This is a genomic window from Sphingobacterium puteale (genome assembly GCF_050986225.1).
Lineage (GTDB): Bacteria > Bacteroidota > Bacteroidia > Sphingobacteriales > Sphingobacteriaceae > Sphingobacterium > Sphingobacterium puteale.
In genome coordinates this window covers 3,587,450-3,613,957 of the sequence record NZ_CP158959.1, presented here as the reverse complement: position 1 = coordinate 3,613,957, position 26,508 = coordinate 3,587,450, and the positions used below count along the sequence as shown (strand labels likewise).

The 26,508-nt window shown below is 42.6% G+C and carries 24 protein-coding genes; 16 read left to right on the top strand and 8 right to left on the bottom strand.

Annotation, left to right across the window (positions count from 1 at the left end; all coding sequences use genetic code 11):
* Window positions 1-83: 83 nt before the first annotated feature.
* From ABTV71_RS15440 to ABTV71_RS15425, 4 genes are all read right to left on the bottom strand, one after another.
* Entirely contained in the window at window positions 84-419 is a 336-nt protein-coding gene (locus tag ABTV71_RS15440; RefSeq protein ID WP_433900158.1) for a hypothetical protein, read from the bottom strand.
* 175 nt (window positions 420-594) lie between these two features.
* Window positions 595-795 carry a GNAT family N-acetyltransferase gene (locus ABTV71_RS15435; RefSeq protein ID WP_433900157.1) on the bottom strand — a complete coding sequence of 67 codons (201 nt, stop codon included), beginning with the start codon at window positions 793-795 and terminating at the stop codon, window positions 595-597.
* A gap of 12 nt (window positions 796-807) precedes the next feature.
* Complete coding sequence (locus ABTV71_RS15430) at window positions 808-1,230, bottom strand: hypothetical protein (RefSeq protein ID WP_433900156.1); 423 nt, start codon at window positions 1,228-1,230, stop codon at window positions 808-810.
* A gap of 66 nt (window positions 1,231-1,296) precedes the next feature.
* Window positions 1,297-1,815, bottom strand: a complete 519-nt coding sequence (locus tag ABTV71_RS15425; protein ID WP_433900155.1) for a hypothetical protein — start codon at window positions 1,813-1,815, stop codon at window positions 1,297-1,299.
* A gap of 603 nt (window positions 1,816-2,418) precedes the next feature.
* Here ABTV71_RS15425 and ABTV71_RS15420 point away from each other — a divergent pair.
* Genes ABTV71_RS15420 through ABTV71_RS15405 form a run of 4 tightly spaced genes read left to right on the top strand, consistent with a single transcriptional unit; the run spans window position 2,419 to window position 8,589 of the window.
* Window positions 2,419-2,793, top strand: a complete 375-nt coding sequence (locus tag ABTV71_RS15420; protein WP_433900154.1) for a hypothetical protein — start codon at window positions 2,419-2,421, stop codon at window positions 2,791-2,793.
* 18 nt (window positions 2,794-2,811) lie between these two features.
* Entirely contained in the window at window positions 2,812-5,907 is a 3,096-nt protein-coding gene (locus ABTV71_RS15415) for a SusC/RagA family TonB-linked outer membrane protein (RefSeq protein WP_433900153.1), read from the top strand.
* Window positions 5,908-5,920: 13 nt separating this feature from the next.
* Complete coding sequence (locus ABTV71_RS15410; RefSeq protein ID WP_433900152.1) at window positions 5,921-7,285, top strand: RagB/SusD family nutrient uptake outer membrane protein; 1,365 nt, start codon at window positions 5,921-5,923, stop codon at window positions 7,283-7,285.
* An 11-nt stretch (window positions 7,286-7,296) separates the two neighbouring features.
* Entirely contained in the window at window positions 7,297-8,589 is a 1,293-nt protein-coding gene (locus ABTV71_RS15405) for a TlpA family protein disulfide reductase (RefSeq protein WP_433900151.1), read from the top strand.
* A 58-nt stretch (window positions 8,590-8,647) separates the two neighbouring features.
* Here ABTV71_RS15405 and ABTV71_RS15400 read toward each other — a convergent pair whose 3' ends face one another.
* The 4 genes from ABTV71_RS15400 to ABTV71_RS15385 form a co-directional block, all read right to left on the bottom strand.
* Window positions 8,648-8,989 (bottom strand): hypothetical protein, encoded by a 342-nt coding sequence (locus ABTV71_RS15400; protein ID WP_433900150.1) that lies wholly within the window; start codon window positions 8,987-8,989, stop codon window positions 8,648-8,650.
* A 461-nt stretch (window positions 8,990-9,450) separates the two neighbouring features.
* Window positions 9,451-10,131: a hypothetical protein gene (locus ABTV71_RS15395; protein WP_433900149.1), complete on the bottom strand. Its 681-nt coding sequence runs from the start codon at window positions 10,129-10,131 to the stop codon at window positions 9,451-9,453.
* A gap of 47 nt (window positions 10,132-10,178) precedes the next feature.
* Window positions 10,179-11,174, bottom strand: coding sequence for a helix-turn-helix domain-containing protein (locus tag ABTV71_RS15390; protein ID WP_433900148.1), 996 nt, complete (start codon window positions 11,172-11,174; stop codon window positions 10,179-10,181).
* 82 nt (window positions 11,175-11,256) lie between these two features.
* Window positions 11,257-11,646, bottom strand: a complete 390-nt coding sequence (locus tag ABTV71_RS15385; protein ID WP_433900147.1) for a hypothetical protein — start codon at window positions 11,644-11,646, stop codon at window positions 11,257-11,259.
* A 289-nt stretch (window positions 11,647-11,935) separates the two neighbouring features.
* Here ABTV71_RS15385 and ABTV71_RS15380 point away from each other — a divergent pair, with 289 nt between their 5' ends.
* The 12 genes from ABTV71_RS15380 (at window position 11,936) to ABTV71_RS15325 (ending at window position 26,507) form a co-directional block, all read left to right on the top strand.
* Window positions 11,936-13,081, top strand: coding sequence for a hypothetical protein (locus ABTV71_RS15380; RefSeq protein ID WP_433900146.1), 1,146 nt, complete (start codon window positions 11,936-11,938; stop codon window positions 13,079-13,081).
* A 216-nt stretch (window positions 13,082-13,297) separates the two neighbouring features.
* The gene (locus tag ABTV71_RS15375; protein ID WP_433900145.1) at window positions 13,298-13,579 is read left to right on the top strand and encodes a hypothetical protein; all 282 of its coding nucleotides are present in this window, start codon (window positions 13,298-13,300) and stop codon (window positions 13,577-13,579) included.
* A 385-nt stretch (window positions 13,580-13,964) separates the two neighbouring features.
* Window positions 13,965-14,609, top strand: a complete 645-nt coding sequence (locus ABTV71_RS15370) for a DUF6266 family protein (RefSeq protein WP_433900144.1) — start codon at window positions 13,965-13,967, stop codon at window positions 14,607-14,609.
* A gap of 15 nt (window positions 14,610-14,624) precedes the next feature.
* Window positions 14,625-15,236 (top strand): DUF6266 family protein, encoded by a 612-nt coding sequence (locus ABTV71_RS15365; protein ID WP_433900143.1) that lies wholly within the window; start codon window positions 14,625-14,627, stop codon window positions 15,234-15,236.
* 13 nt (window positions 15,237-15,249) lie between these two features.
* Window positions 15,250-15,693, top strand: a complete 444-nt coding sequence (locus ABTV71_RS15360) for a DUF5675 family protein (protein ID WP_433900142.1) — start codon at window positions 15,250-15,252, stop codon at window positions 15,691-15,693.
* A gap of 45 nt (window positions 15,694-15,738) precedes the next feature.
* Window positions 15,739-15,957, top strand: a complete 219-nt coding sequence (locus ABTV71_RS15355; RefSeq protein ID WP_433900141.1) for a hypothetical protein — start codon at window positions 15,739-15,741, stop codon at window positions 15,955-15,957.
* Window positions 15,944-16,114, top strand: a complete 171-nt coding sequence (locus tag ABTV71_RS15350) for a hypothetical protein (protein WP_433900140.1) — start codon at window positions 15,944-15,946, stop codon at window positions 16,112-16,114. The genes ABTV71_RS15355 and ABTV71_RS15350 overlap by 14 nt, the downstream gene beginning before the upstream one ends.
* Before the next feature lie 363 nt (window positions 16,115-16,477).
* Window positions 16,478-19,471: a SusC/RagA family TonB-linked outer membrane protein gene (locus tag ABTV71_RS15345; protein ID WP_433900139.1), complete on the top strand. Its 2,994-nt coding sequence runs from the start codon at window positions 16,478-16,480 to the stop codon at window positions 19,469-19,471.
* Between the two features lie 12 nt (window positions 19,472-19,483).
* Window positions 19,484-21,115, top strand: coding sequence for a RagB/SusD family nutrient uptake outer membrane protein (locus ABTV71_RS15340; protein WP_433900138.1), 1,632 nt, complete (start codon window positions 19,484-19,486; stop codon window positions 21,113-21,115).
* 303 nt (window positions 21,116-21,418) lie between these two features.
* Window positions 21,419-24,358 carry a M16 family metallopeptidase gene (locus ABTV71_RS15335; protein ID WP_433900137.1) on the top strand — a complete coding sequence of 980 codons (2,940 nt, stop codon included), beginning with the start codon at window positions 21,419-21,421 and terminating at the stop codon, window positions 24,356-24,358.
* A gap of 312 nt (window positions 24,359-24,670) precedes the next feature.
* Window positions 24,671-25,039 (top strand): hypothetical protein, encoded by a 369-nt coding sequence (locus tag ABTV71_RS15330; RefSeq protein WP_433900136.1) that lies wholly within the window; start codon window positions 24,671-24,673, stop codon window positions 25,037-25,039.
* A 79-nt stretch (window positions 25,040-25,118) separates the two neighbouring features.
* On the top strand, window positions 25,119-26,507 hold the full coding sequence (locus tag ABTV71_RS15325; protein WP_433900135.1) for a TolC family protein: 1,389 nt from the start codon (window positions 25,119-25,121) through the stop codon (window positions 26,505-26,507).
* Window position 26,508 lies beyond the last annotated feature (1 nt).

Here is a 26,508-nt window from a genome sequence, read left to right as displayed (position 1 = left end):
AACAGATGTGTGATTTTTAAGAAAAAAACTATAGAATTTAGTAGTTATTGAACCTCCAAATCATCCTTTTCTAACTTAAAAATTTAACTGGAAACAATTGCAGCGATTGAATAACACATTATTGGTCGCATAACTCCAGCGGTATCAAACAGACAGATTGTGATACCAATTCCCAGAATCGTGGTAGTAACCAAAATTAGTTTTACCCATTTTGTGTCCATTATACTATATTTTTTAAGCCAGTGGAAGACTACAATATAAATAATTAGGGTGGGTATAGAGAAGACAAGACTTACTGCTGGCAGCATAAGTGTAATCACCATTGCTTCTTCAGCACCTAATCCTGCTGTCAGAATAAAAAGTATGACGCCAAGTAATAATGTGCAGCCCCAATGTTTAAAAACGTATTGCCATCTCATACTTTATAGTCTAAGTAGTATCGTATTTATATTCAGTTAGTTTGCTCGTAAATAAATAATAAAACCAATTCCCCGTCATGTGTGAATTAGAATCTAAAAGGGAATTACTATGTGATATTTGTATCATTCCATTATTACTGAATACTTTTGCTCGAACTTTGTTTTTCCCTCAATTTTAATGATCACCACCGGAATAGATCCACATCGGCTCCGTTTGTCCTGCTCTTTCAAAGCCGTTCTTTTTATAAAAGTCGATAGCTTCTCCATCAGCAGTAAGCATCTGCATATGAAAACCCTTATAGATCTCCTGCATTTTATCCATAATCAAACGACCAATCCAACTGATTAACCATATAATTTTCACTTTGCTTTCCATAATTTTTCTGTCTCAGCCCACAATATCCCCATCAAAGACTTCAAAAATAGTTTCATCATTGGTATCATAAATACCCCATGGTTTTTCAAGAGATATTTTGACAATCTTTGTTTTTATTTCTTTTCCTGTTTTAGTAATTGAGATCTCAACACGACGTTCCAATATATGTCCGGGAACAAGCGTCCAAAAAGGATAGGCTGTATTTTCATCCCAATCTTGTTCAGAAAGAACCGGAACTTTTTCTTCGATGGTATGTAGTTTTCCTTCGATATCGCTAAATTCAGCTCTTACAAAACCCGGAAAATCGTTGCTAATGTAATCAGTAACTTTTATACGTAAAAATCCCATTTTAGCAAACTGCTCATTTGCAAATACATGATTATCATTTAACTTATCTCTCAATTGGATAATGCTAGAAACCTTTTTCTTTTTCATATAGTTTACTTCAAGAAAGCATGATCCATCGTTATGCGGTAATGAAATCTTTCAAAAAGGCTAAAATTATTTAGATTTATAAACATTTACCTCATTGCCGTCAACTATCTCAGTGCCTGCGATAGCTATGTATTTACTATTTCTTGTCATAGAGCTAGATATATATGAACTAGAATAATTCCATCCTAAAGATTCAAAAAACTTCTTGATTTTATCCACTATCATACCTTTTGAACAAAACTCTTTGTTATTCAATAGGTAATAAATTATTGCATAGGTGATGCTTGGCCGTTTCTCTAAAAGTATAGAATATGCAACATTATTCTTATGAATGTGTTTTAACTTATTACGAGAGTCCGTTTCGATTACAATGTCTTGATTATTCAGCTCGATTAATGATTTGTCAAAAAATGAACTTGCAACATTAATCGCATCTATATTAAATAAAGATTGCCCCTTTCTTATTCTAGAGAGGGTTCTAGTTGATTTCTCAATAAGATTTGCAAAATCACTATCTTCAATACCATTACTGTCAATTAGCTTCAGGATATTTTCAGTAATTACTTTTCTATTTATACTGGTCATAGGTCAAATATGGAGCAGTATCGAATTACAAAAAGTGACATTTAATTCTTTTTTTGTGATTTGTTTCTTATCTTTGTATAGGAAGAAAGCAGATGCTTTCGGAAAGACCTTAGGTATTTAAAACAAAGAGTCTTGCGGCTACATTTTCTGACGCCGTAACGCAAGGCAGTAGTTATGAATACCCATGTCTATTCTTATATAAAAGCTTTTATTATATTTGCTTAATAAGATAGATATGGGGCTACTGTTAGTCTGTGTTACGTTAGGCGTCAGAAACTTAATTTGTGGCCACAGCATGTAGCCCTTTATCTATCAAAGCTACTTCATGCAGGCAGGACTCGTTAACCAATAGCGAGTTATGATTATTAAAAACAAACATCCAAACATTTCAATCCCCCCTTAATTTTTTAGGAGTAAGAGTCTTTATGACCAAATCCGAAGATTGTCAGTGTATCTATATCATCTGCTGTGTAACCAATTATTAGACAACTAACTCGGAACATTTTTTCAAACTATTTTATGGACCTGAGCGAGCACGCGCGCGCGGGATAGGAGAAGTATTGCTCTATTTTTTGCGATGCTGATCGTTTTAATACCTCAAAAATGAACCAAAAATCAAACAATTTGCTACCTTTTAAGCTAGCATGTTATGAAATATACGATAATGGATACGATCCATTAAATACCATTCGGGAGTTCTGGTCCCAACATACCATTAACGACTGCCAGGAAAGCCTATGGGCACTCTTCGAGAACTATAGAAAGTGTGCAGCTCAGGAAGATGCTGCCGATGTGAAGCAGATGAATGATTTCTTGATGAAAGTGTGCCGTGTGCTGATGGCTTATTTTCTGGTGCACTTTCGTAAGATCGGTATCGATGCGGTGCCATTTGCCTTTGCGCAAACTGCCGACGTCATTATGGCCGACCTGGAAGCCAAACAAAGGATCCACAGTTTCTTTAATAGAATTGCTGAATAATACCTAATCCATAAGCAGATGATAAAAAGATCTAATCTATCCACTGCCTTATTGGATAAGGTAGTGAATATTCCAGTTATACAGATTACACTACTTGTAATCTTGTTCGTACTAGTTTCTATGTTTAGTTTATCGGCTCAGACGCCCCGCAAGGACAGCGGGGCCGATGGGCTTTTAACAGTGTCTGGTACAGTGGTATCCGCTTCGGATGGCAAACCAATAGCAGCGGCATCCGTCAGCATAGCCGATGAAAAGGGGCGGGCATCCACCAAAAGTGATGGCTCCTTTACCATCGAAGTGAAAGCGAAGAAAGGTAAAATAGTATTCTCCCATTTGGGATATAACACACAGTCATTGAATTATACGGCAGGGGTATCAATCGAAATACAATTGATACCTATGGATAATAGACTGGATGAAACGGTCGTAATCGGTTATGGAACCACGACCCGAAGGCTTTCGACAGGTGCTGTAACCAAGGTGTCGGCCAGCCAAATTGCAAATCAGCCCATAGCTAACCCTTTAGAAGCACTGCGGGGTAAGGTGCCCGGTCTGCTTATTACGCAAAATAATGGCGGAAGCGGAGCGGGATTTAAGGTACAGCTGCGGGGGCAGAGTTCATTTAGCCAAGGTTCAGATCCCCTGTTTATTGTAGATGGCATACCGTTCTCGGCTGGAAATAATGATCTGAATCAGCTGGGCTCATCTTCGGGAAGTACCGAAGCTGGTAAAGGAATGAGCCCGCTCAATCTGATCAATCCCAGTGATATCGAATCTATTGAGGTACTAAAGGATGCTGATGCGACTGCAATATATGGAAGCAGGGGTGCTAATGGGGTTATCCTCATTACCACCAAAAAGGCTAAAAATAGAGGCCAGACCTTAGACTTCAATCTCTATAAAGGACTGCAGCGACCAAACCGTTCGATGAAAATGATGGGTACGGAAGAGTATCTGCAGATGAGGCGCGAAGCGTTTCGGCAGGATAATATGGATCCTACGGCGCAAAACGCACCCGATCTGATGCTTTGGGATACGCTTCGCCATACGGATTTTGAAAAATTGCTGATCGGAAATACGGCTAGCGTATTAGATGCCCAATTATCTTATGGACAGCGGTCTGAATTGAGCAATATCCTGTTCAGAGGAAGCTATAGAAATGAAGGCAACTTAATGTCAAAAGATCTCAATGCTGCCCGGTATGGCCTATTTACGAGCGGTGAAATCAGGTCTAAAGATCAAAAATTTACGCTCTCGGCAATTTCTGCCTTTACTGCTTCAAATAGTGATCTGAATGCAACGGATTTGTCTGCGTTTGTGAATACGATACCGACCTTAAAAATCTACAATGACAGCGGTCTCAATTGGGAGGAAGAAGGTGTCGACTATTATTCAATTGGCTATCCGGATTTAAATCCGCTGAAATTTAAGGAAGAAGGTTATAGTGCCACATTTCAGCATTTAAACAGCAGCCTTCAGATGAATTATATATTGCCCGAGGAAATCATACTCAAAGTAAATGGTGGATACAGCCTGATCAATGGGGATGAAAAAGCGCTGTTTCCCTCCAGATCCATTAATCCCTATTCAGGAATGCTGGCAAGCAGTCAGTTTGGCCATAAGAAATCGAGCAGCTGGATTGTAGAGCCCCAGCTGTCTAAAAACTTCAACTGGAGCGACTGGAAGGTGGCGCTGCTTCTTGGGGGTACTCTACAAGATTTATATACGGAATCTACTCGGATATACGGCATGGATTATCAGTCGGACATCCTACTGGAGAGTCTGGCAGCAGCGGGCTATCAATATGGCAATACCGATAAATCCCATTATCGGTATATGGGTGTTTATGGCCGGGGCACATTCAATTATCGGAACAGGTATATTGTCAATATCAGCGGCAGGAGGGATGGCTCTTCCCGATTCGCCCCGGAAGCAAGGTTCTCTAATTTCGGAGCGGTAGGCCTGGCTTGGCTACTCTCCGAAGAGCCATTTTTTAAGGTGGATAAGTCTATTCTCTCTTTTTCTAAGTTGAGGGCGAGCTATGGTGTCACTGGAAATGATCAAATCGGGGATTATAAGTATCTCGAGATTTGGCAACCGCAGTCAAACGGGACCTACCAAGGGGTGCCAACGATCAGGCCCGTGTCTCTTTTCAACCGGAATTATGCATGGGAACGGAATCGAAAGCTGGAAATAGGAGCTGATATGGGGTTTGCTAAAGACCGTTTTTTTCTTTCCATTGGATACTATCGCAATCAATCGGATAACCAGCTGATCAATTATACACTTCCTAATCAGACGGGATTTGCATCTATCTTAAGAAACCTGGATGCTGTTGTACTGAACCGTGGACTCGAAGCGACAATGGATGGTCAATTGGTAGCCAACAAGAATTTTTCATGGAAGACAAGTGTGAATTTCTCATTGAATCGCAATAAGCTGGTTGATTTTCCAGGATTATCGTCCTCGTCCTATAAAAACAGCTACATCATCGGCGATCCTTTAAATATCAGACGAACTTACCGATATCTTGGGGTAAATAGCGAGACGGGGCTTTACGAGATCGCGGATATCAATGGCGACCTACTCCTCAATCAGGAAGACAAGATCATGGTCACTGATCTAGACCCTAAATTTATGGGGGGATGGTATAATACTTTTAATTATGGCAATTTTTCGATCTATCTGGGAGTTGATTTTAGAAAGCAGAAAGGGATAAATTACCTGGGCAGCTTGGGGGCTGTGGTACCCGGCTATGGCTTGGTCAACCAGCCAAGGATTGCACTAGACAGGTGGCAGAAGCCCGGTGATATCGCTCCAATACAAAGATATACTGCGGGGGATACTGATGCGCTTACGGCTGCCTTCAATATGCGCCAGTCGGATGCGATCTATTCGGATGCTTCGTTCATCAGGCTGAGAAATGTGGCGATATACTACCAATTTCCGCAACCTATATTGAAGTGCTTAAGACTGACCAATCTGAAACTTTTTATGCAAGCGGAAAATGTCTACACATGGACCGGATATAAAGGTAGTGATCCCGAAACGCAAAATCTGATGGCTTTACCACCACTCCGTACCATCACAATGGGACTAAATATTAACTTATAAAACCAACGTAATCATGAAGAAAATAGCTGTATTGATGATGTTGCTGCTCTGCGGCTGTCAAAAATTTTTGGAGGTAGATAAATCGCCCAATATGATCGAAAATGAAGCCGTCTACAGCAACGAGGCAAATGCCTTGACAGCATTGAATGGAATTTATGTACAGATGCGTAATAGCAATCTATCGTTTGCCAATGGAGCGATGAGCATATATCTTGGACTGTATACAGATGAGTTGACCTATAGTTTGGCCAACGTAAATTATCAGCTTTTCTATGCCAATGCACTAACTGCGGACAATAGCGCTGTAAACTCGGTGTTTTGGAATGAACCGTATCATCTGATCTATCGGATCAATTCGATGTTGGAAGGTATTTCTAAATCGACCATGCTGGCAGAAAGCTTTAAAAATCAGGCTAGGGGGGAACTACTGTTCCTAAGGTCATTTATTTATTTCTATTTGACTCAGCTATTTGGCGATATACCCCTTGTGCTGAACACTGACTACGAGGAAAATCAGTATCTGCCTGCAAGTGATCAGAAAGATATTCTAAGGAGACTGCTCGATGACCTCGAGGATGCGTTTAGTGTAATCGGAACTGATTATCCCAGTGCCGGAAAGGCAAGGCCGAATAAGGATGTACTGGCAGCTTTTATGGCACGCGTATACTTGACGATGGGTAATTGGGACAAGGCGCTACAACGATCGGAGCAATTGATAAATGCCAAAAGATATCCTTTGTTACAGCACGATCTCAAGCAGGCATTTGCTATTGGCGCACCAGAAACAATTTGGGAGATAGCCAGTAAAAACGAGTCTGCCAACTCCTCAGAAGGAATAAACTTTGTCCCGGCTAGACCAACAGCGGCGCCCACTTTTACGCTCTCAGAGCGAATCTTAAGCTTATTTGACGCAGAGGACTGTAGACTGAGGGATTGGTTGGGGGCTAACATAATAGCCGGTGTAAGCTATTATTACCCCAATAAGTATAAAAACAGAAGTACGACAGCTCCAGTTACGGAGTACAATGTTGTATTGCGCATGCCTGAGCAGTACCTGATCGCAGCTGAAGCCTGCTTGCAATTGGGTGATGCGGGGAGGGCAATCGGTTATATCAATAAAATTCGGGAACGTGCCGGCATTGCCCCCCTCGCTGCATCCATCAATGTTGAAGCACTTCATCTCGAACTTTCGGATGAAAGGGAACGGGAGTTATTTGCTGAGTGGGGACACCGCTGGTTGGATCTCAAAAGAAACAAGCTACTGGATGTGACTTTGTCTCCGATAAAGCCAAACTGGAAAAAGGATGCAGCTTTGTTCCCTATTCCGGTAAATCAACTGAATACAAATACTAGTCTTAAACAGAATCCGGGGTATTAAAAATTAAAATTATGAAAATCAAATTAGCGCTTTTAACAATACTAAACTTATTCGTCCTTTTGGGCAAGGGGCAGGAACTAAAAATCGGTGATCACCTGCCAACGACGATATTCAAAGAGGTCTGGAACCACAGCAGTGATCAGGTCGATCTGAGAGACTACCGCGGAAAATATGTTATTCTCGATTTTTGGGGAACACGCTGTGCGCCCTGTCTGGAAGGCTTTATATTTGTACAGGAAATACAAGATGCATTTCAAGACGATATCCAGTTTTTAGCGGTCAACAAAGGATTGGATGTGGATTCGGTAGACCGGTTTTTTAAACAGAGAAAGCATATTACCACAGCCAAAATCCCCTACATTACAAACGATACATTGCTGAATCGCTATTTCCCGCATCAAGGAATGCCTTTTTATGTAATTTTGGATAAAGAGGGTAAGGTAGTAAAGACAGTAGATCGTCTTAATAAAGATAAAGGTACTTTTGAGAAATTGCTTCGCAATGATCTGTCCGGCTTTGAGAGAGAAGTAAAGAAAAACTATATCCCTACCTTATTTGAAAGTAAATGGGACAGTCTGCCGATATTCTCATCCTATATCTTTAATAATACGATTTCGAGCGGCGCTCGGATTGTCATTAAAAATATGCATGGTAAGGAGTTTTCGGAAACGGGTACAATCTCCTTTTTATACCAGCGAGCATATGAAAATTACTATCCCACAGTGGACGTATTTCTTCCTGGGCGACTAATATTGGAAGTAAGTGCTCAAAGCAAATATTTCAAGCCCGAAAACTTAACGAATATTAATGATGCCAAATGGGTAGACAAGAATATTTATACCTATGTATCTCGTATGCCCCATTCAGATATAAGGGATCCAAAGCAGTTGATGCGTGAAGATCTGGAACGTTATTTTGGACTCAAAGTTTCTGTTGAGAAAAGGTTAGTTCCGCATTTGGTCTTGAGAAGGAATGAACGACAGTTTCAGTTAAAGACTAGGGGAGGGAAATCAGAAAACTCTTTTATGATGACGGAAACTCGTTCGGCAACATTATCGGAATGGCGGAAACTTGTCAATCAGCCATTTGCTTCACTTTCGGATTATTTTAAGACAATCTCGGAATATAAGTTTAAGACACCCTTCCTTGACTTAACAGGAATCAAAGATTATATTGATTTTAAAATAAAGGGTAACGTATTGGACAATATTAGTATTGCTGATATGCAATCAGTATTGGAACCTGCTGGATTAGCTTTGACAGAAGAGATGGTGGAAATCGATGTTCTGATATTAAAAGAATAATTATTAAAAGTTACAACAACAGGAAGGTGTTTTTCCTTCCTGTTGTTATTGTAGATCTTTAATGGCTTTCTAAGATCCTGTTTGCATCTGTTGGTGTACCGATATTCGTCCCTACTGGAAGACTGGGATTGGTCGATCCGTACAAACAGATTGGTTCGTTTGGATCGTCTTTACAGTCCTGAGCGTTGACGACATTATCTTTGGTATCATGAAAAGCTGCTGCACTCGACGTTTGGTTTGTTGCCGGATTGACAGGGTACCAATACATACTAGCCTGTTTGACTTCAGGTTTGCTTTTTTCCGTACCTTCGGATGTGAGCGACCAAGCTGACAATCCGATTATCATCGCCATACCTAGTACAGCTACGATATTTTTTTTGATGTTGTGAATTAGGTTCATAACCTTAATTTTTAAAATTGATTTATTCGTTATCTTTTGCTATCTGTTCTGACCGATTTTTCTGTGCGTTGCCGTCGGTAGGGAAGCTAGCTTCATACTTATCTTTTGGCAGACTCGCCCTTCCTTCTGACAACCTGGCATCAGAATTCCGCTGTTGTGTTTTGTGTTATTATTTAGCTAATGCTTATGCCGTATTACAGTAATTTTTAAATCTGTTTCTAAGGGCCGTTTACTATTTCAATCAGCTGTTTTATTATTTTAAGCCCGCGTTTTATTATTTACTATCTGGCTTTTATTATTTCTTCGTTTTTATTCCGCTAACTTTTTCGTCGTTAACTTATACCAAAGTTCGCGAGTAAAACGCAGTCGGACTTGACCGAATCTGGAGTCGGGTATATACAGGTTTGAAATAATGATAGGGTGTAGCAATAAAAAATCCCCTAGGTAAGGGGATGATAGGGCTAAGCTTTCAGAGGAATTGTGGTTGCTTCCCGGATAATCTCATCCATGAATAAAAGACATTCCCTTTCGCTTCCAAAAGTTGGAGAAATTTTACGATCTACACGATAAAGAACATGATCACGTATCTTGGCTTCGTCAAAAGAGGAACAGATAATTACATACTTATTTGTCAGGTCAATCTTAGAAAGAAGATGATTCACTTCAAAATAATCACCTCCACTGGTCAAGATCAGTATCTCGGCTTTAGCCGCGGACAATTCCAACGTTTCTTCACGAATTTCTATTAAACGTGGGTGTTTGGGGAGGGTGGCCACAATATTCACTTTTGATAGATTAAAGATCTGCCATATCATATAGCTATAGCTCTTTTTAATTGGTAATGGCTGCCGTGGTGAATCTACCTTTTTCGCATTAGACAAAAGGTAATAAAGCATATGCAGTGGATGATAAATGTCATCGATAGCATTTGCTGCCTTGAGTAGATCTTCATCAAGCTGATAATTTTCAGGAAAATAGGATGCCGCTGTTTTGATAAAAATATTCAAGGGACCATATTTCCGAGCGTTATATTTAACACAGACTTTTCTCGAAATAATCGTTTTCTCGTCAAGTGGTTCCGTTTCAAAAAATTTTCTGAGAGCTTTAGCAAATCCCAGAACTCTTTGAATTAATTCTTTCATGATTGTAGATTACAATTACTAATTTAATAATAAAGATTTATAAATAATTATTGGTTATTACGTCTAAAAAATTCAGTAGGTGATATTCCTGTCCGTTTTTTAAAAAAACGAGTAAAACTACTGGGAGCCGAGTAGCCCAGTTCATAAGCGACAGCATCGGTATGCATACCATCTACAATATACTTCTTGGCGAGATCAAGCATAAAATTTATTTTCAATTCATGGGGACTTTGGCCATAATAGCTGTGGATAAGAAGATGCAGATAGTCCTTACTGATATTGAGTCGCATAGCAATGTCACTCAGTTTGAAGTCCTGCCCGTACTCAGCTACAGCCTGTTTAATGGATGCATAGGCCTCTTTGGATTTTAAATGCGATTCAGAAATTTTGTCGTATTCCTCAAAGATCTTTTCCTTCGAAAGCTTGATCAGTTTTTTGATACCCCAGAGGATATTGACTTCACTGTCGAGGTCGCCTATTTTAAGATTGCTTAAAATGGTTTTGATCAGTAAGCACGTGCGATTGCCAACTTTAAAGTCTATACTGCTGCTACTCCGATCGGATCCATTACGAAAGTCGGCAATCAATTCATATAAATAAGGAAATGGCTTCTCATTGCCATCCCGGAATATTGATCCCCGAAAGTAAAAATTAAATACGAAGTGCCGGCCGGATGGTACGCATAGCTCATATTCTCCCTCGGGTAGATAAAAAAATCGCCCCCGTTGCGGTGCAATGGCTTGATCGATATGCGTTTTTTTGTCCGAAAGGACAATACCTTGTTCGCCCTCTGGGAGATAGAGCATATGTATGTCGTTTCCTTTGATCTCTATAGGGATCCGCTCCGTAGCCTTAAGGTCAAAATCCAAACAGTTGATAAAGCCCACAAGACCGTCAAACTGCTGGTGAAGTATATGGCCGACGTTATTGCGATAGGCTATTGGAGGTGCAGCCGCAAGCTCTAAATGTGGAATAAAATCCCGGGGTATGTCATCGACTTTTTGGAAGCGCTGACTTAGTTTAAAATGTGTATTCTCTTTCATAATAAGGTGGTTTAGGTAAATATTGGCGATTTTGGAAGGTAAAGGAAGGAGCAGGGCTATCGGAACTGCTCCATACCTGTAACTATGTACCGTAACTGATCCTAATCATAAGCGGTATCCGTAAAGTTTTTCCATTAGCGCTATCATTCAGGTCCTGCCAGTCTTCAAGACCAAATACTTGGGTTTCCTTGCGGTCAGGAATATCTTCTCCTGGGGCTTCTTTCGTAAAATTGACGATGTAGCCCGCTTGATAGTTGTTGGCTATTGCGATTGCAATTTTCTGCTTAAAATCTGGATCCATCGTCTCAATCTGCTGTTGCTGTCTCATGGTCAAGGCAAACCATTGATTCATCCAGGCATCAAAATCTATTCTGATCAGACTGAGCACAGTGGATTGCTCTAAGGCTGTTAACGTCATAAATTCCGTCTGTGCGTTATCGACGCCAGTTTGTGTAAAAGGTTGTTTAATCATAATTATTTTTCGTTTTGATAACTCAAATTTGACTAATTAATTACGCTTAAACACTGCGATTCCACCTTAAAAAGCTTAAGGGGCGGGATTAGTGCGTTTAGAACGCCGTTTTTGGGCTAAGGTAAAAAAACAGAAACGTTGGCGTAGATTTATTGATTGTCATTAAAAAATAACACCGACTTAATAATTAAGAAAATTGTAAAAATAATATAGAAATTGGGGAGAATAATTACAAATTAATTAGATTTAACTTGCTTAACCGATTAGAATTTGACGAAAAGTAACATTTATGAAGTTGTTGAAAGAGAAAATTACGCTGTTCATTACGCATCTATGCCTTAATTGGCTCATTTATGTTTTTATAATCATTTTTCCTTTCCTGTACAATAGGATTTCGATCAAGGAATACTTTTGGATAAATGGATCCATCTTTGATGAAAAATTTGGAATACGCTATTTCCTCACAGTCGCCTTAATGGCCTTTTTAGCCATACTTTTCTACAAGATCGAAAAGAATGGCCGTTACCGTGGTCGAGACGCACAATATACATGGAAACGGAGCTGGTGGAAAATTCTCTATTTCTTTGGTCCTTTATCTTTTGGTCTAACCATTTTCATTGCCTTTACAATTGGCCTTTATTTTGAATTTGACCACAAGAAGGTGTTTTCCTTACATCTATCGAGGCATTATATGTTTTTTATCTTTATGTCTATTGTATATGCCTTTTGGTTTGAACGGCTTGCAGACAAGCGCAGGAGAAAGTCAGATAGTACTAAGGCACTTGTGCTACACGCTGATCAGGCAGATCCACAATTACACTGGATGCATGGGATCAATACGGTCATCGATTTCTATGCACGTGACACCAAAGATTTTGTGAAAACAGAGCTGGCCAATATATTCATGCGGCTCGAACAAAATATGCGGTCGCCTTCGGCAGACAGTGAGCGATTTGTGATTGTCGATACAGCTAATGCACCACTGGAATTGGCTTATTTCTTATTTTATCTTAAACGCTCGATAACGGCGGCCGCACAACGCAATGAACGTGGGTACTTTAAGCTACACGCGATCGTATTTATCCGCTCTCATGCCAAAGGCCAGGCTTTTGTCATATTGACTGATGGATCGGAAGTACAGGCTAATGGAATTATGGAATATCTCAAGAAACATGACCTACGACATTATTTCCCCAAGATCAGTAAGACTATTTCGGTCAATCTACTACACGTCAACCTTTCTTACCCAAAAAATGGACAATTGGTGGAGCTGCAGGGGCAGACAAAACTGGCCATGTATGCAAATATGAAAGATAATGAAATTGTAAAAATCGGGAGTATAGGCCCCCGGATAAAAGATTATGTAGGCGATTTTTGGAAAAATAAGGAACACTTGCCACACGAGGTTTGGGATACTTATGTGGTAATAGACTGACAGTTGTCCCGATTATAAACCAGACTTACTGAAATGGGCGACGCTAAGAATATCGCATGCCCATTTGGGATTTCGGCGGTATGTCGTCTCCTAAAGAACCAATGTATGTTTTTTTCTAATGGACGTCCTTCATGCCAAGGATCCAGCTACCGCTTTGCCTCCACGACAGTTAACTCTCCTAATACTCGATTTGTTTATTCGTTTAAAAAATTTTCAATGACGCCGGTTGTCACTGATCTATATCATCAAAAGCTTGACCGTATTCTAGAGCTCCTGCAGGATCAGCATTATTCCGAACTCAACAAGATCATGGGTACGATGACAATCACCGAAGTCGCATCTTATCTCTGCAAAAGTGTGCGTACCGTCGAACGGCGTATCGCGAAAGGTCTACTCAAAGCTGCCCGCAAGGAGGGCAATGCGGATCTATTCCTAAAAAAAGACGTGGTACAACTCTATATCAACGAATATAAACGGTGGCCTAGGCAGATGCCTTAGCTTCGGATGGTATGCGGACCTGCTTCGGAAAGCCTGCGGGGCGGACCGATGATTAGGACCATGCTGGCCAAGCCTTGACCAAGCATTCTCTGGTCAGACACTGGTAAAGGTTTGGTCAGCGTCTGTCTATGATCTATTGCTCATCCGAAGCAGGTAGCAACCTGATCCGAAACAAGGGCCGAGCTTGCACTTATCGGCCATTTTTTTTTACTCGTTCTCCGACAGCCCTCCGACAAAAATGGGGATGCCTCCGACAAGTCTCCGTCGACCTACTTTCGGCCCTTGACAAGTGGGGGATGGAGATAGTATGTTTGTCGAAGTAAAGCAATACATACCGGTATGAGTGAATGTTTTATGATTTTTTAACTTACTTAAAAAAAACAAAATGGCAACAATCAAAAATGGTGTAATCGGCAAAGCAAGTGGTAAAGTGGGCGCGGTGATAGCCTCGTCCTGGAAATCTATCAATTACCTCAAAGGTCTGCCTAAAAAGCGTACGAAAGGGATGTCCGAAGAGCAGCTGATCCAACAGGAGCGTTTCCTGACAATTTCCAAATTCCTGATGCCGATCACCCCAATCTTAAAGGTCGGATTTGGGCTCTCCAAAACGGAAACCATGGCACCCACCAATGTAGCGATGCAGCTCAATATCGGACAGGCAATAACGGGTGTCTATCCAAATTTCGCATTGGATTACAGTAAAATCGAAATCAGTACAGGCTCGTACCTGAACGGTGGAGCCATGGCCGCAACTGTAGCGGGAGGAATACTTTCCGTTGACTGGGATACCACGCTCAACAGCCTTTACAAGACCAAGGCCGATGATCAGGTCATCATCCTGATCTACCAGCCTGAAAAGGACGAGTTTATGACGGCGCCAACACCGCCGACACGTGCCGACGGTACCATTGACATCGAAATTCCGTCCCATCTGCTGGGTGGCAAAGGCCATATCTGGATCTTCTTTACGGACCGCAAAGCGACTAAAATATCCAAAAGTAGCTATCTGGGCGAACTGGACCTGGCCTAACCGCTAGGGGATTAATTGGACAGGAGGAGTTATGCACTCCTCCTGATTTTTGAATACAAAACGATAAAAGATATGCGAGTGATTTCTGAGTTTAAAAAGCAGGATAAAGATCCGACACGTCGGCAGGCGGTACAGGAGCGTTTTCGGCTGGCACGCAGATTTTTAAATCCGCTTTACCCACTGATCCTGAAAGGTTACGGCAACAGTAAGTGTTCGGTGCAGGAAGCTTTTGGTCGGGCAATGTCACATACCCTGACCAATGTGATCAAAGGCGAATTCCCGGACTTTAGGATAGAGCCCTCGCTTGCCAAGATCAGCAATGGTATGTTGTCTCCATTGGCGGTGAATAACTGTGCACGGATAGTCAATAAAGTCCTATTGACATGGGACGCCTCCGAATCAAATATCAAGGACTATAACCAATGGGACGATCAGGTCATCCTCTGTGCATATGATATCACCAGCGCGCAAGCAGCCATCAATGAGCAGCCGGTTCTCCGACAGGATACCCAAATGGCAATCGATCTGCCATCCATCCTGCATGGAAAGCCAGTGCACCTCTACCTGTTCCTACATGACCGTGAAGAAAAGCTGTATTCCAGGAGTCAATACCTCGGTCTTTTATAATAAAACCAATAGCATGAAATCAGTAATAAAAGTAATGCGTATCAAACAGGGTAAACACAGCACATTATCAGAGATATATGTCAACAACCAATTTGTCTGTTATGGCCTCGAAAATATTCCACGGCCGGTAAAAATAAGAGGCGAGACGGCTATCCCGGCAGGACGTTATTCCTTAGGCTTTAATCGTGAGGGCGGGATGAACGGCCGTTACTACGACGATTACCCAAAGCTACATCGTGGTATGCTTGAAATACTTGATATACCGAATTTTAGGTACGTCTACTTCCATAAAGGCAATAGTTATAAGCAGACCGCTGGCTGTGTACTTGTAGGTTCCCAGTACGTATTGGAGGATGGCGATTATAGTCTGTTGGCTTCGGGGGTTGCTTACAAAAAATTGTATTCGCTGGTAACCGAACAGATGGCGCAGGGGCCTGTCGAAGTACAGGTGGGCTGAGCGGAGCTTGCTGCCGGATAATTGATCATTCTTAAAAAAATAATCATGAAAAAGATCTTGAACAGAATAGGTCAGGTGCTACAGCTCGTAATGGCTGCGCCTGTCAAACTACCGGGCAAGGTGGGTAATGTGTTGAAATATGTGGCTATTGGATTGGGGATTCTGGAGACGGTATTGGATGAGGAGGAGCCGCCACCGGAAGTATCGGACAGTTCCCAAAAAATGGGCAAGTTGGAAAGGAGCGGTGACAATGAAGCTGAATGATATCCGCATCTCGGCAATAGGTGGCACCATCTGTTCCATCTGGGCCAGTATCTCACTAGGCGATGTACTGCAAACAGTCCTGACAGCTGCTCTGGGTACGCTGGTCAGTTTAGCGACAAGCAGGCTACTGGCGAAATTAGGTAAACGAAATAAATGAGTAGAGCAAATCATGCGCACGCTTTCGTGCGCATGATTTTGTTGTGATGCTTGAAGATTGGCCCATTTCCTTTCTTTTATTCAAATATTCAAGATCAACTTTTAATAAATGGAGTTAAATTTACCCTATTGTCCTGTTTGCTTTCTATCGTATCAGACCTTAGCAAGAGTATATGTTTCATCAATAAATTCTAGCGTGAGAGGAAGATATCTAAAGCCAGATCCATTGGGAAAAAGGGTTCGTCTCGCCGGTAACGATTGCGTAAATAAGTTTAGCAGTTTGTAGGATAAATACTTAATTTCAAAATGCAATCGGTTGCACGACCGCGAAGGGAAATAATAAAATTATAAACTTTAAAACCTTATGAGACCAAAAATTGAATGGGAGAGTAGGATCCTACTGCCTACTGCCCTAAGCGTGATGCTTGTTTTGTGCGCGCCCAACGCATGGGGACAGGAACAAAGTGTCAAAGGGACAGTGAAAGATTCCCAGGGGAAGCCGCTGTCTGGAGCGACAATTCGCTCGGTGGGCAACAACTCCATATCGACATCATCAGATGTCAATGGAAGTTTTTCACTCAAACTACCCAAAGAGGTCAAACAACTGTCTGTCACCTATCTGGGGGCAGATGCCCAGAATGTGACGATCGTGCCTGGACAAGCACTCTCGATCGTCCTCCAGTCCAATGATTCACAACTCGATGAAGTCGTCGTCGTAGGCTACGGTACGGTTAAGAAACGTGACCTCACGGGCTCTGTTGTTTCGGTCAAGGGTGACGAAATTGCCAAAGTACCATCGGCAAATATGCTGGAGGCAGTCCAGGGCAAAGTCTCGGGGATGGATGTGACCCGCAGCAGCGGATCGGCATCCTCAGGGGTCAATATCACGATTCGGGGCAATCGCTCCATAACGGCTCAAAATGGCCCTTTGTATATTGTGGATGGGATCCAGTACAGCAATATTCAGGATATAAACCCAAATGATGTAGAATCTATGGAGGTACTGAAAGACGCTTCCTCGACCGCCATATATGGTTCGAGAGGTGCCAATGGTGTGATCATCATCACGACAAAAAAAGGTAAGACCGGAGCAGCACAAATTTCTTTCAACGCATATGCCGGTATATCCAAGGTAGCGCGCTATCCGAAGGTCATGAATTTGGACCAATGGGTGAAGTTACGCCGCGAAGCATACCGCACCACAGGTAAATGGAACAGCGAATCGGATGATGCTGCCATCTTTAATACTGCCGAGCTCGATGCGATAAAAAATAACGAATACACCGACTACTTCGATCTTTTGGTCAAGGATGGATTTCAACAAAATTATCAGGTCGGCATCAATGCCGGGACTGAGAAAACGAAGGTCTACTTTTCTGGCGACTTTTTAAATGAAAGGGGAATCTTCGAACAGGATCGTTCAAACCGATTTGGTGGCCGGCTGAATATTGATCAAGAACTAGGTACCTACTTTAGGGCGGGGATGCAGTCGCAGGTGACACATTACAAAATTCAGGCGGCCCGCGACCCTTTAAATCAGGCCAATAAGATCAGCCCGTTGGGAAAAATCTATAACGATGACGGCAGCTTGATCCTCTATCCATTAAATGGCTCGGCCATAAATCCGCTCGCCGACCTCGAGCCGAATGCGTATGATGCGCAAAATATCGTCACGCGTACCCTCATCAATGGTTATCTCGAACTAAAGCCCTGGAAAGGATTTTCGGGTAAATCAACTATTGGGGTAACACTGAATAATAACCGCGAAGGTTCTTTTGCCGGAATGTACACCATTGACCGTAATGGATCGGCGTCCAAGGCCACTTATGGAACCGAAAATAGCCATTTAGTCAATTGGGAAAATGTATTGTCGTATCAAAACTCGTTTGGCGATCATAATTTGACGGTCACAGCGGTCAATAGCATCCTCTGGAATAGATCTGACCATATCAACGCATCAGGTGAAGGCCTTATCCTGGATAGTCAGCTTTTCTATGCGTTGGGTAATGCGTCGAAAAACCTGGCCACTACCACGGGATATAGCATGAATAACTTACTTTCTTTTGCTGGACGGGTCAACTATAGCTATAAAGGGAAATACCTGCTCACAGCCACGGGGCGCTCTGACGGATCGTCCATATTGGCCAAGGGGAGTAAATGGGCCTTCTTCCCATCTATTGCTGCTGGATGGCGCATCGTGGATGAATCGTTTATGAAGAACCAGACCTGGTTTAGCGAACTAAAAGCCAGATTGAGCTGGGGTAGAGCAGGTAACTATGCTGTTTCGCCTTATTCGACACAGAGCAACTTAAGCCGGGTCGCTTTTGCCTACGACGATGGCGCTGCGACGGGATACACCTTTGCGCCCCAGATCGGAAACGCCAATCTGGGCTGGGAGATCACCGCGACGACAAACGCGGGACTGGATTTCGGCATCATGAAAGGACGTATCTCCGGTACCATCGATTATTATGACTCCAAAACTTCAAAATTATTGCTCGAACGAGGACTTCCGCCTTCAACAGGCGTGAGCAACGTGATTCAGAATATCGGCAAAACCCGAAACCGGGGCTTCGAGATTGCGCTGAATGCCGATATCGTGCAGGACGCATCTTTTAAATGGAATACCTCCATCTCCTATACACGTAACAAGGAGGAGATCGTCGAACTGGTTACCAATGCCAATGATATCGGAAATGGCTGGTTTATCGGTCAGCCAACGACGGTATTCTATGATTACGATAAACTGGGTATCTGGCAGCTGGGCCAGGAGGCCGAGGCTGCTAAGTTTAATCAGAAACCAGGCGATATCCGTGTAAGGGACGTTAATGGTGACGGAAAGATAGATGCGAGCAACGACCGCGTTATCATAGGTACGCCAAGACCAAAATGGTTCGGCTCCTGGGACAATAACTTTAGCTATAAGGGCTTTGATCTTAATATATTGCTGTTTGCACGATGGGGCCAAACACTACAGCCTAATTTTTTGCGGCGCTATGATCCGCAGGGATTAGGGCAAAGTACAGCTATCATCGACTATTGGACTCCGGAAAATCCGACTAATGCCAATCCTAGGCCAAACTCAGGCCTCTCACTCGCCAGTACGCTATACTCCAGTTCGCTAGGGTATGTAGACGGTTCATACCTCCGGATCAGGAATATATCGCTGGGCTATAATTTTCCGCAGTCCATATTAAAAGATGGCTTTATCAAAAAATTGAGGGTATATGGTACGGCCAAGAATCCATTTACCTGGACAAAATCGGATCTGCTGAACTCATATGACCCTGAAAGGGGTGGATCTGAAAATTTCCCGATGACAAAATTGTTTGTTTTCGGTGTGAATGTTGGATTTTAATTGCTACAAAAAATGAAAAGAACTATCAAAAATATTGTCATGGCTTCAGTGGTGGCGCTGGCATCATCAGGCTGTTCAAAAATCCTGGATGAATACAATCCGAGTGGGCTGACCTCAGAATCTGTTTTCGCGACGCCAGAGGGCTTTGAGTCGCTGGTAAATGCTGCCTATGCCTATCAACGCTGGTGGTATGGCAAGGAAGAGGGATACAGCTTATCGGAGATGGGTACGGACCTGTGGATGAGCGGGGCAGGCGACACCTTTCCCGATCTGATGAAATATATTAATCTTCAGGGTAATAATGCAGCCCTGGAGGCCGAATGGAAAGCATTGTATTCGGCAGTCAATGTCTGCAATGCTGGTATTGGCCGTATTGACGCTGCCGGTCTAGCGCCGGACACCAAGACTATCCGACTGGCAGAACTGCGTTTTCTACGGGCATTTTACAATTGGCATATCCTGCAGACCTGGGGCGGCGTGCACCTGAGCACGACAGAAACAAATGGCATTATCACGACGGCCAATAAAACAGCTCCGGAAGAGTTTTATGCGCTCATTGAGGCTGATCTGCTGGCCGCAATCAAAGACCTGCCCAAAACCACCCAAGACTATGGCCGCGTAACCAATCCTGCTGCACGGGCATTTTTGTCCCGCGTATACCTGTCTCACGGAAAATATAAGGAGGCCAATGATTATGCGCTCTCGGTGATCAATGGGAACTTTGGCTTTGAACTGCTCAAAAACTATGCAGACCTCTGGAATATGAGCAACTTGAAAAACAGAGAAGTCGTATACGCGGTCAACTATTCGACCGACCTGGCGTTAAATGACAAAAGCGATGAAATATTGAATCCCCTCGGCCATAACCGGGGCAGCAACAACGGGCACCTGCTATTTCTCATGAAATACGATACGGAGACGGGCATGCAGCGTGACCTGGGAAATGGCCGGCCATTCAACCGGTATATGCCAACACGTTTTCTACTGGATCTGTATCCCGAAGGGGATAGCCGATACGCAGCATCGTTTAAAGAGGTATTCTATTCGAATAACCCGACGGCAACCGTCAAACTGGGCGATACCGCCGTGTATGCTACGCGCCGCATAGTAAACAATGTGGGCAAAGCCTATAAGGTATACGACCGAAACTATATTTATGCCAGCGACGGCAAGGTAAAAGACCAACTGCGGTATCCGACACTGAGCAAATTTTTGGATCCGACGCGCCCCTCGTCCAATGAAGCACAGAGTGCGCGGGATGTGTTTGTTATCCGCTTTGCGGAGCTCTATCTCAATGCGGCCGAAGCGCAGTTGCATCTGGGCAATAGGGATTCGGCCGCACACTGGGTCAACATTATCCGTGCCCGTGCAGCACAATCTGGTAAGGAAGAGGATATGAAAGTCACACCGGCGCAGATGACGCTGGACTTTGTCCTGGATGAAAGGGCAAGGGAGTTTGCCGGCGAACAGATCCGCTGGTTTGACCTCAAACGTACCGGAAAATTGCTTGAACGCGTGAAAGCACACAACCCCGATATCGCAAACTATATACAGGATTACCATCAGGTAAGGCCGATACCGCAAGCGCAGCTGGATGCCATCACCAATAAAGACGAGTTTACACAAAACCAGGGTTATCAATAACAACAACAGAAAGAGGGTTTATCCAAGTGGATAGACCCTTTTTCTGTTTCATAGACACTAGGTCGGGAGTTATTCTATTTGGACATGGCTGATCTTTTACTTTCTATCCGTTAGCCGAAAAAAATCTTTTTTTCTATAACATGATGATGAATTTTCTGAATATTGTATTGTTTAGTATCAATATTTCTATAAATTTTATCGTTTTTTGCCAACTATGTTGATAATTGCTTGGTTAAAGTTTAATATTGTTGAAAATATTATTGCCAACTATTATCAGGATTATGTTCTCTAAATTGTTTATTTATGAATAGAAAAATGAAAACAGTAGCTTTTCTATCGCTATTGTTTATAACGACCGGTATTCAGGCGCAAGTCGGAAAATATCAGTGGAAAGAAACCTCAGAGGGAGGCTATACCTATAAATACGTGACCAACGACCCGGTCCAAACGCGGTTTTACAAATTGAAAAACGGATTGACTGTTATTTTAAGCCCAAATAACAAGCAACCTCGCATACAGGCTTATATTGCAACTAAAGCTGGTAGCAAAACAGATCCAAAAGATCATACCGGACTGGCACATTACCTGGAGCATATGCTCTTTAAAGGAACAGACAAGTTTGGTAGTTTGGACTGGTCCAAGGAAAAACCGCTGCTGGACGAGGTCGACAATCTTTACGAGAAATACAACCATAGTACAGATGCTAATGAACGCACTGCTATCTATAAAGAAATCGACCGTGTATCGGGGGAAGCATCAAAATATGCTATTCCGAATGAATATGATAAACTGATGAGCAGCATGGGCTCCAAGGGTACAAATGCGTTCACCTCATTTGAGCAAACGGTCTACGTCGAAGATATCCCTAGCAATGTGATCGATAAATATCTGACCGTACAAGCGGAGCGATTCCGCAATCCCATCCTCCGTTTATTCCATACAGAGCTTGAATCAGTCTACGAAGAAAAAAATATAAGTTTAGACAACGATAATAGAAAATCGATCGAAGCTATTTTTGCGGCCATGTTTCCCAATAATAACTACGGTAAGCAAACCGTTTTGGGATCTGTAGAGCATCTTAAAAATCCATCGCTCAAAGCAATCCGTGAATATTACAACACCTATTATGTTCCGAATAATATGGGCGTGATTATGTCGGGTGATTTTAATCCTACCGATGTGATTAAACGCATAGACAGGGCTTTTTCGGGTATGAAATCCAAACCCGTACCAGCATATACCTTTGAGCAAGAGCAGCCCATTACAAATCCGATTTCAAGGACTGTCAAGGGCCCTGCTTCGGAATATGTCTTAATGGGTTTTCGTTTCCCGGGGGCCGCACATCCAGATGCGCAGATCCTCAATCTAATGGCTAATGTACTGACCAATGGATCTGCCGGCTTGATCGACCTGGACCTTGTTAAGTCTCAGAAATTATTGGGAGCAGGTGCATTTCCTTATATTCTAAAAGATTATTCGATGCTTATTCTTCAGGGTAACCCGGGCACTGGCCAGAGCCTGGAAGACGTCAAAAAACTGTTGTTGGCTGAACTGGAGAAATTGAAAAAAGGAGATTTCTCCGCAGACCTGTTGACATCTATCATCAATAATGAAAGAAAAGCACAGATCAAACTCTTCGAAAACTACTCCAGTACCGCAGAACAGCTTATGTCGGGCTTTAACGCGGAGTTGGATTGGGCAAAAGAGTTGGCTTATACGGACCGCTTAGCTAAGATTACAAAAGAAGATATTGTTCGCTTTGCCAATAAATACATTTCTGACGTCAATTATGTGACGGTCTTCAAGGAAAAAGGTCAGGATGCTAATGTAGATAAAGTAGTCAAGCCAGCCATTACGCCTATTACGGTCAATCGGAATGTAGAGTCTGCATTTTTGAAACAGATTAATGCAATGCCAGAGCAGAGTATCAGCCCAAAATGGATAGATTTTGATCAGGAGATTTCCAAATCAAAGTTGAAGGATTTGGATGTATTAGCTGTTCAAAACAAAGATAACGAACTGTTCTCCCTGACTTATCATTATGATTTTGGTAGCTGGGACAATAAGTTACTGGGCTTGGCCGTCGGATACCTGGAATTTTTAGGTACAAAGAATAGGAGCAGTGAAGAGTTTAGCAAAGCATTCTATAAGCTGGCGTCAGACTTTTCAGTTTCTTCCGGAAATGAAGAAAGCAGTGTTTCTATTTCCGGTTTGGGCAGTAATTTTAAGGAGTCAGTCGGTCTGCTGCAAGATCTGATGCATAATTGTATAGCGGATGAGCAGGCATTTACAGCATTCATTGACCGTATTAAAAAATCCCGCGCCAATGCCAAGGAGAATAAAGCTTCTATTATGGAGGGGCTAAAAGCATATGCTCGTTATGGGGCCAAAAACCCGTTTAATTACACCTATACGGATCAAGAATTGGATGGATTGAAAGCTTCGGACCTCGTAGCGGTATTGCATAAGTTAGCGAATGCGAAACACCGTATTCTCTATTATGGACCGCAGACTGTAAATGAGTTGGTGAAAAATCTGACACCGCTAAAAAACAATAACACGGCCTATGCAACAATAGAAAAGGGTGTAAAATTTACAGAAAAGCCGACCGACGAGAGCAAAGTCTTTTTTGCTCAGTATGGCATGAAGCAGGTTGAAGTATTCTGGATCAGAAATTCAGGGTTATTTGATAAAAACCAACTTCCGACGGTTACTTTTTTCAATGGATACTTTGGAGGCGGTATGGGCAGTATTGTTTTCCAGACGCTTCGGGAATCTAAAGCATTGGCCTATACGACTTATGCTTACTATGGACAACCACAAAAGAAAGAAAATCATGGCATGGTCGGTGCTTATATAGGAACGCAATCTGATAAGTTTAAAGATGCTGTAGGTGGTATGAATGAGCTTTTGAATGAACTGCCTGAATCAGCTGTAGGCCTGGAATCGGTGCGTACAAATTTATTAAAATCATTGGCCAGTGAACGTATCACGGGGACCGGTATCCTTTCGAGCTATATGGCAGCACAACGCCGTGGACTTACCGAAGATTCAAGAAAAATGATCTTTGAAAAAATTCCTCAATTGTCATACAGTGATCTTAAACAATTTCACAGCGATAATATAAGCCGTAAGCCGTATAACTATTGCATTGTCGGAGAGGAGAAAGACCTGAATCAAGACAATATTACAGCACTTGGTAAAATCACTAAGCTTAGCTTAAATGAAATCTTTGGATACTGATCCACACGGAGAAGATAGATTTAATAGTTTATAGTTGTATTGGGGACCGCGTTGGCATACGTCGGTCCCTTTTTTTTATAAGTAGCCTATTACTTGACTCATGTATTGTGCCTGTATTGTATTCCTAATTTGGTGTAATTGCATTCTATTAGAGTAAATTCATAGCAGTTGATCTTTGTAACAGAAATGCCATTGCAACATCATGTTTACAAAAGCTTTCGTTACGTCAATGTTACATTAGTCTACTGCGTCATTGTTTATATTTGTAGTGTACGCAAATCAAAATGCTGTGCATTAGATATCATACAACCTATGTTAAGACGAGTCATATTTCAATTTCTCTTACTGATCAGTGCGATGCTGCTGATCGTGAAGCCTTTGATCGGATTTTCTCTTTATCATCAGGCAAAGAATCAGAGCGAGAATGAGTTTATCACTGTTATCAAAGCCTTTAGTAAACGAAAACAGGAATACCTGGATTGGGTTGATGTAAAAGATACTGTCTGTCTGACGCTCACGCCGCTTCGTCACTTTGTCGCCAAAATAAAGGAGTTTTTCATTACTCATTTTTTCAACACATTCTTTCCGAATTCGGGCACGTTTTCGATTGATAACTTCTTTTCTAAAATAGTATTGCCGCTCGAACGGCTATACCTGCGTAATCTTCAGCTGACTTTATGATAGAAAAGCCGTTTTAATCGTATTGAGTGGGTCCCAATGGGACTGCAAACATTCATTTATTTTAAAATAAGCTTTTTATATGTTTCAGAAACTTGTCCTTATGGGGCATGTACTGCTCTGCTGTAGCCTTTTTAGCTATGGACAGGAGAGTCATGTGCCTATCAAACTCAACCAGCTGCTTTCTTCGGTAACGCAGCATGCGCCATCCTTACGCACCGACTATGTCCGTACACTGGTGCAGCAGGCACGCGCAGCAGAAGTTAAAAACAATCGTCTACCGAGCCTACAGCTATCGTATCAGGCAGACGTCGGATCCAATAATAATGTGCCGGGGCCTTACTTCGGTTTTGGCTTGGTACCGACCAATAACGGTGGTATACGCCCCAATAATAATTATCAGGCTGTGAGCAGTAATCTTGGCATTGCGGCCTTCCAGTGGGAGGTCTATAATTTTGGTCAATTCAATGCCCAGGACCAGCTTGCGAAGGCGGAGGTGGCTGTAGAGAACCGTCGTTTTGAACAGTCGAAATATGACTTACAATCCTTCACGATCTATAGTTATCTGCAGCTATTGAAATTGCATGACCTCATCGGAATTCAGTCGCGCAGTATAGCCCGTAATCAGGAAATACGTCAATCGATATTTGCGCTTGTCAAAAGTGGAATCCGGGCAGGAGTGGATACCAGCATGGCGGATGCTGAAATATCGCGTAGCCAGCTTGGCCTCATCGAACTGGATAACCAGCAACAGCAGCTTCAGATTCAGCTGGCCACACTGGCGGGTATTTCGCCAGCGCAGATTGTAGCAGATACCACTGCCGAAAAGATTCTTTTCGAGCAGGTAAAGGACGCGCCCATTGAACTCGATGGCGGCCGTCAGCATCCTATGGTCGCCTATTATAATGCGTTGTTTGACAAGACGAAGATGGAAGAAAAGCTGGTTGCCAACAGTTACCGTCCAAAGCTTTTTCTATCGGGAGCGGTCTGGGGAAGGGCATCCAGTGTACATAGCGATAATAGTTATGGTTCGCTCGCCGATGGCTTTGGGCTGCAGCGTGCTAATTACCTCGTTGGCCTGGGAATCAACTACAACCTGTTTGATCTGCGCCGTAAAAAGGTGAAACTAAACACACAGCGCCTTATGGTGGACGAGGCCGGTCAAAAACTACAGGAACAACAGGCCAACATCGCCATGAATATTGCACAGTCGGCCACGGAAGTGGCGACCGCTGAAAAAAGGCTAAAGGAAATTCCGCGTCAGACCAAGGCCGCAAATGCCGCCTACCGCCAGAAGTTTTCCTTGTATAAAAACGGGCTTATCGATATTGTGGAGGTCAATGTTGCACAGAACATGCTCAATCAGGCAGAGCGCGATTATATCACCGCCAAGTATAATTATTATCTGGCATTGTTCCACCAGGTGGTGGCACAGAACAATGTCGATGGCTTTCTTCAACTTTTTAACTAAT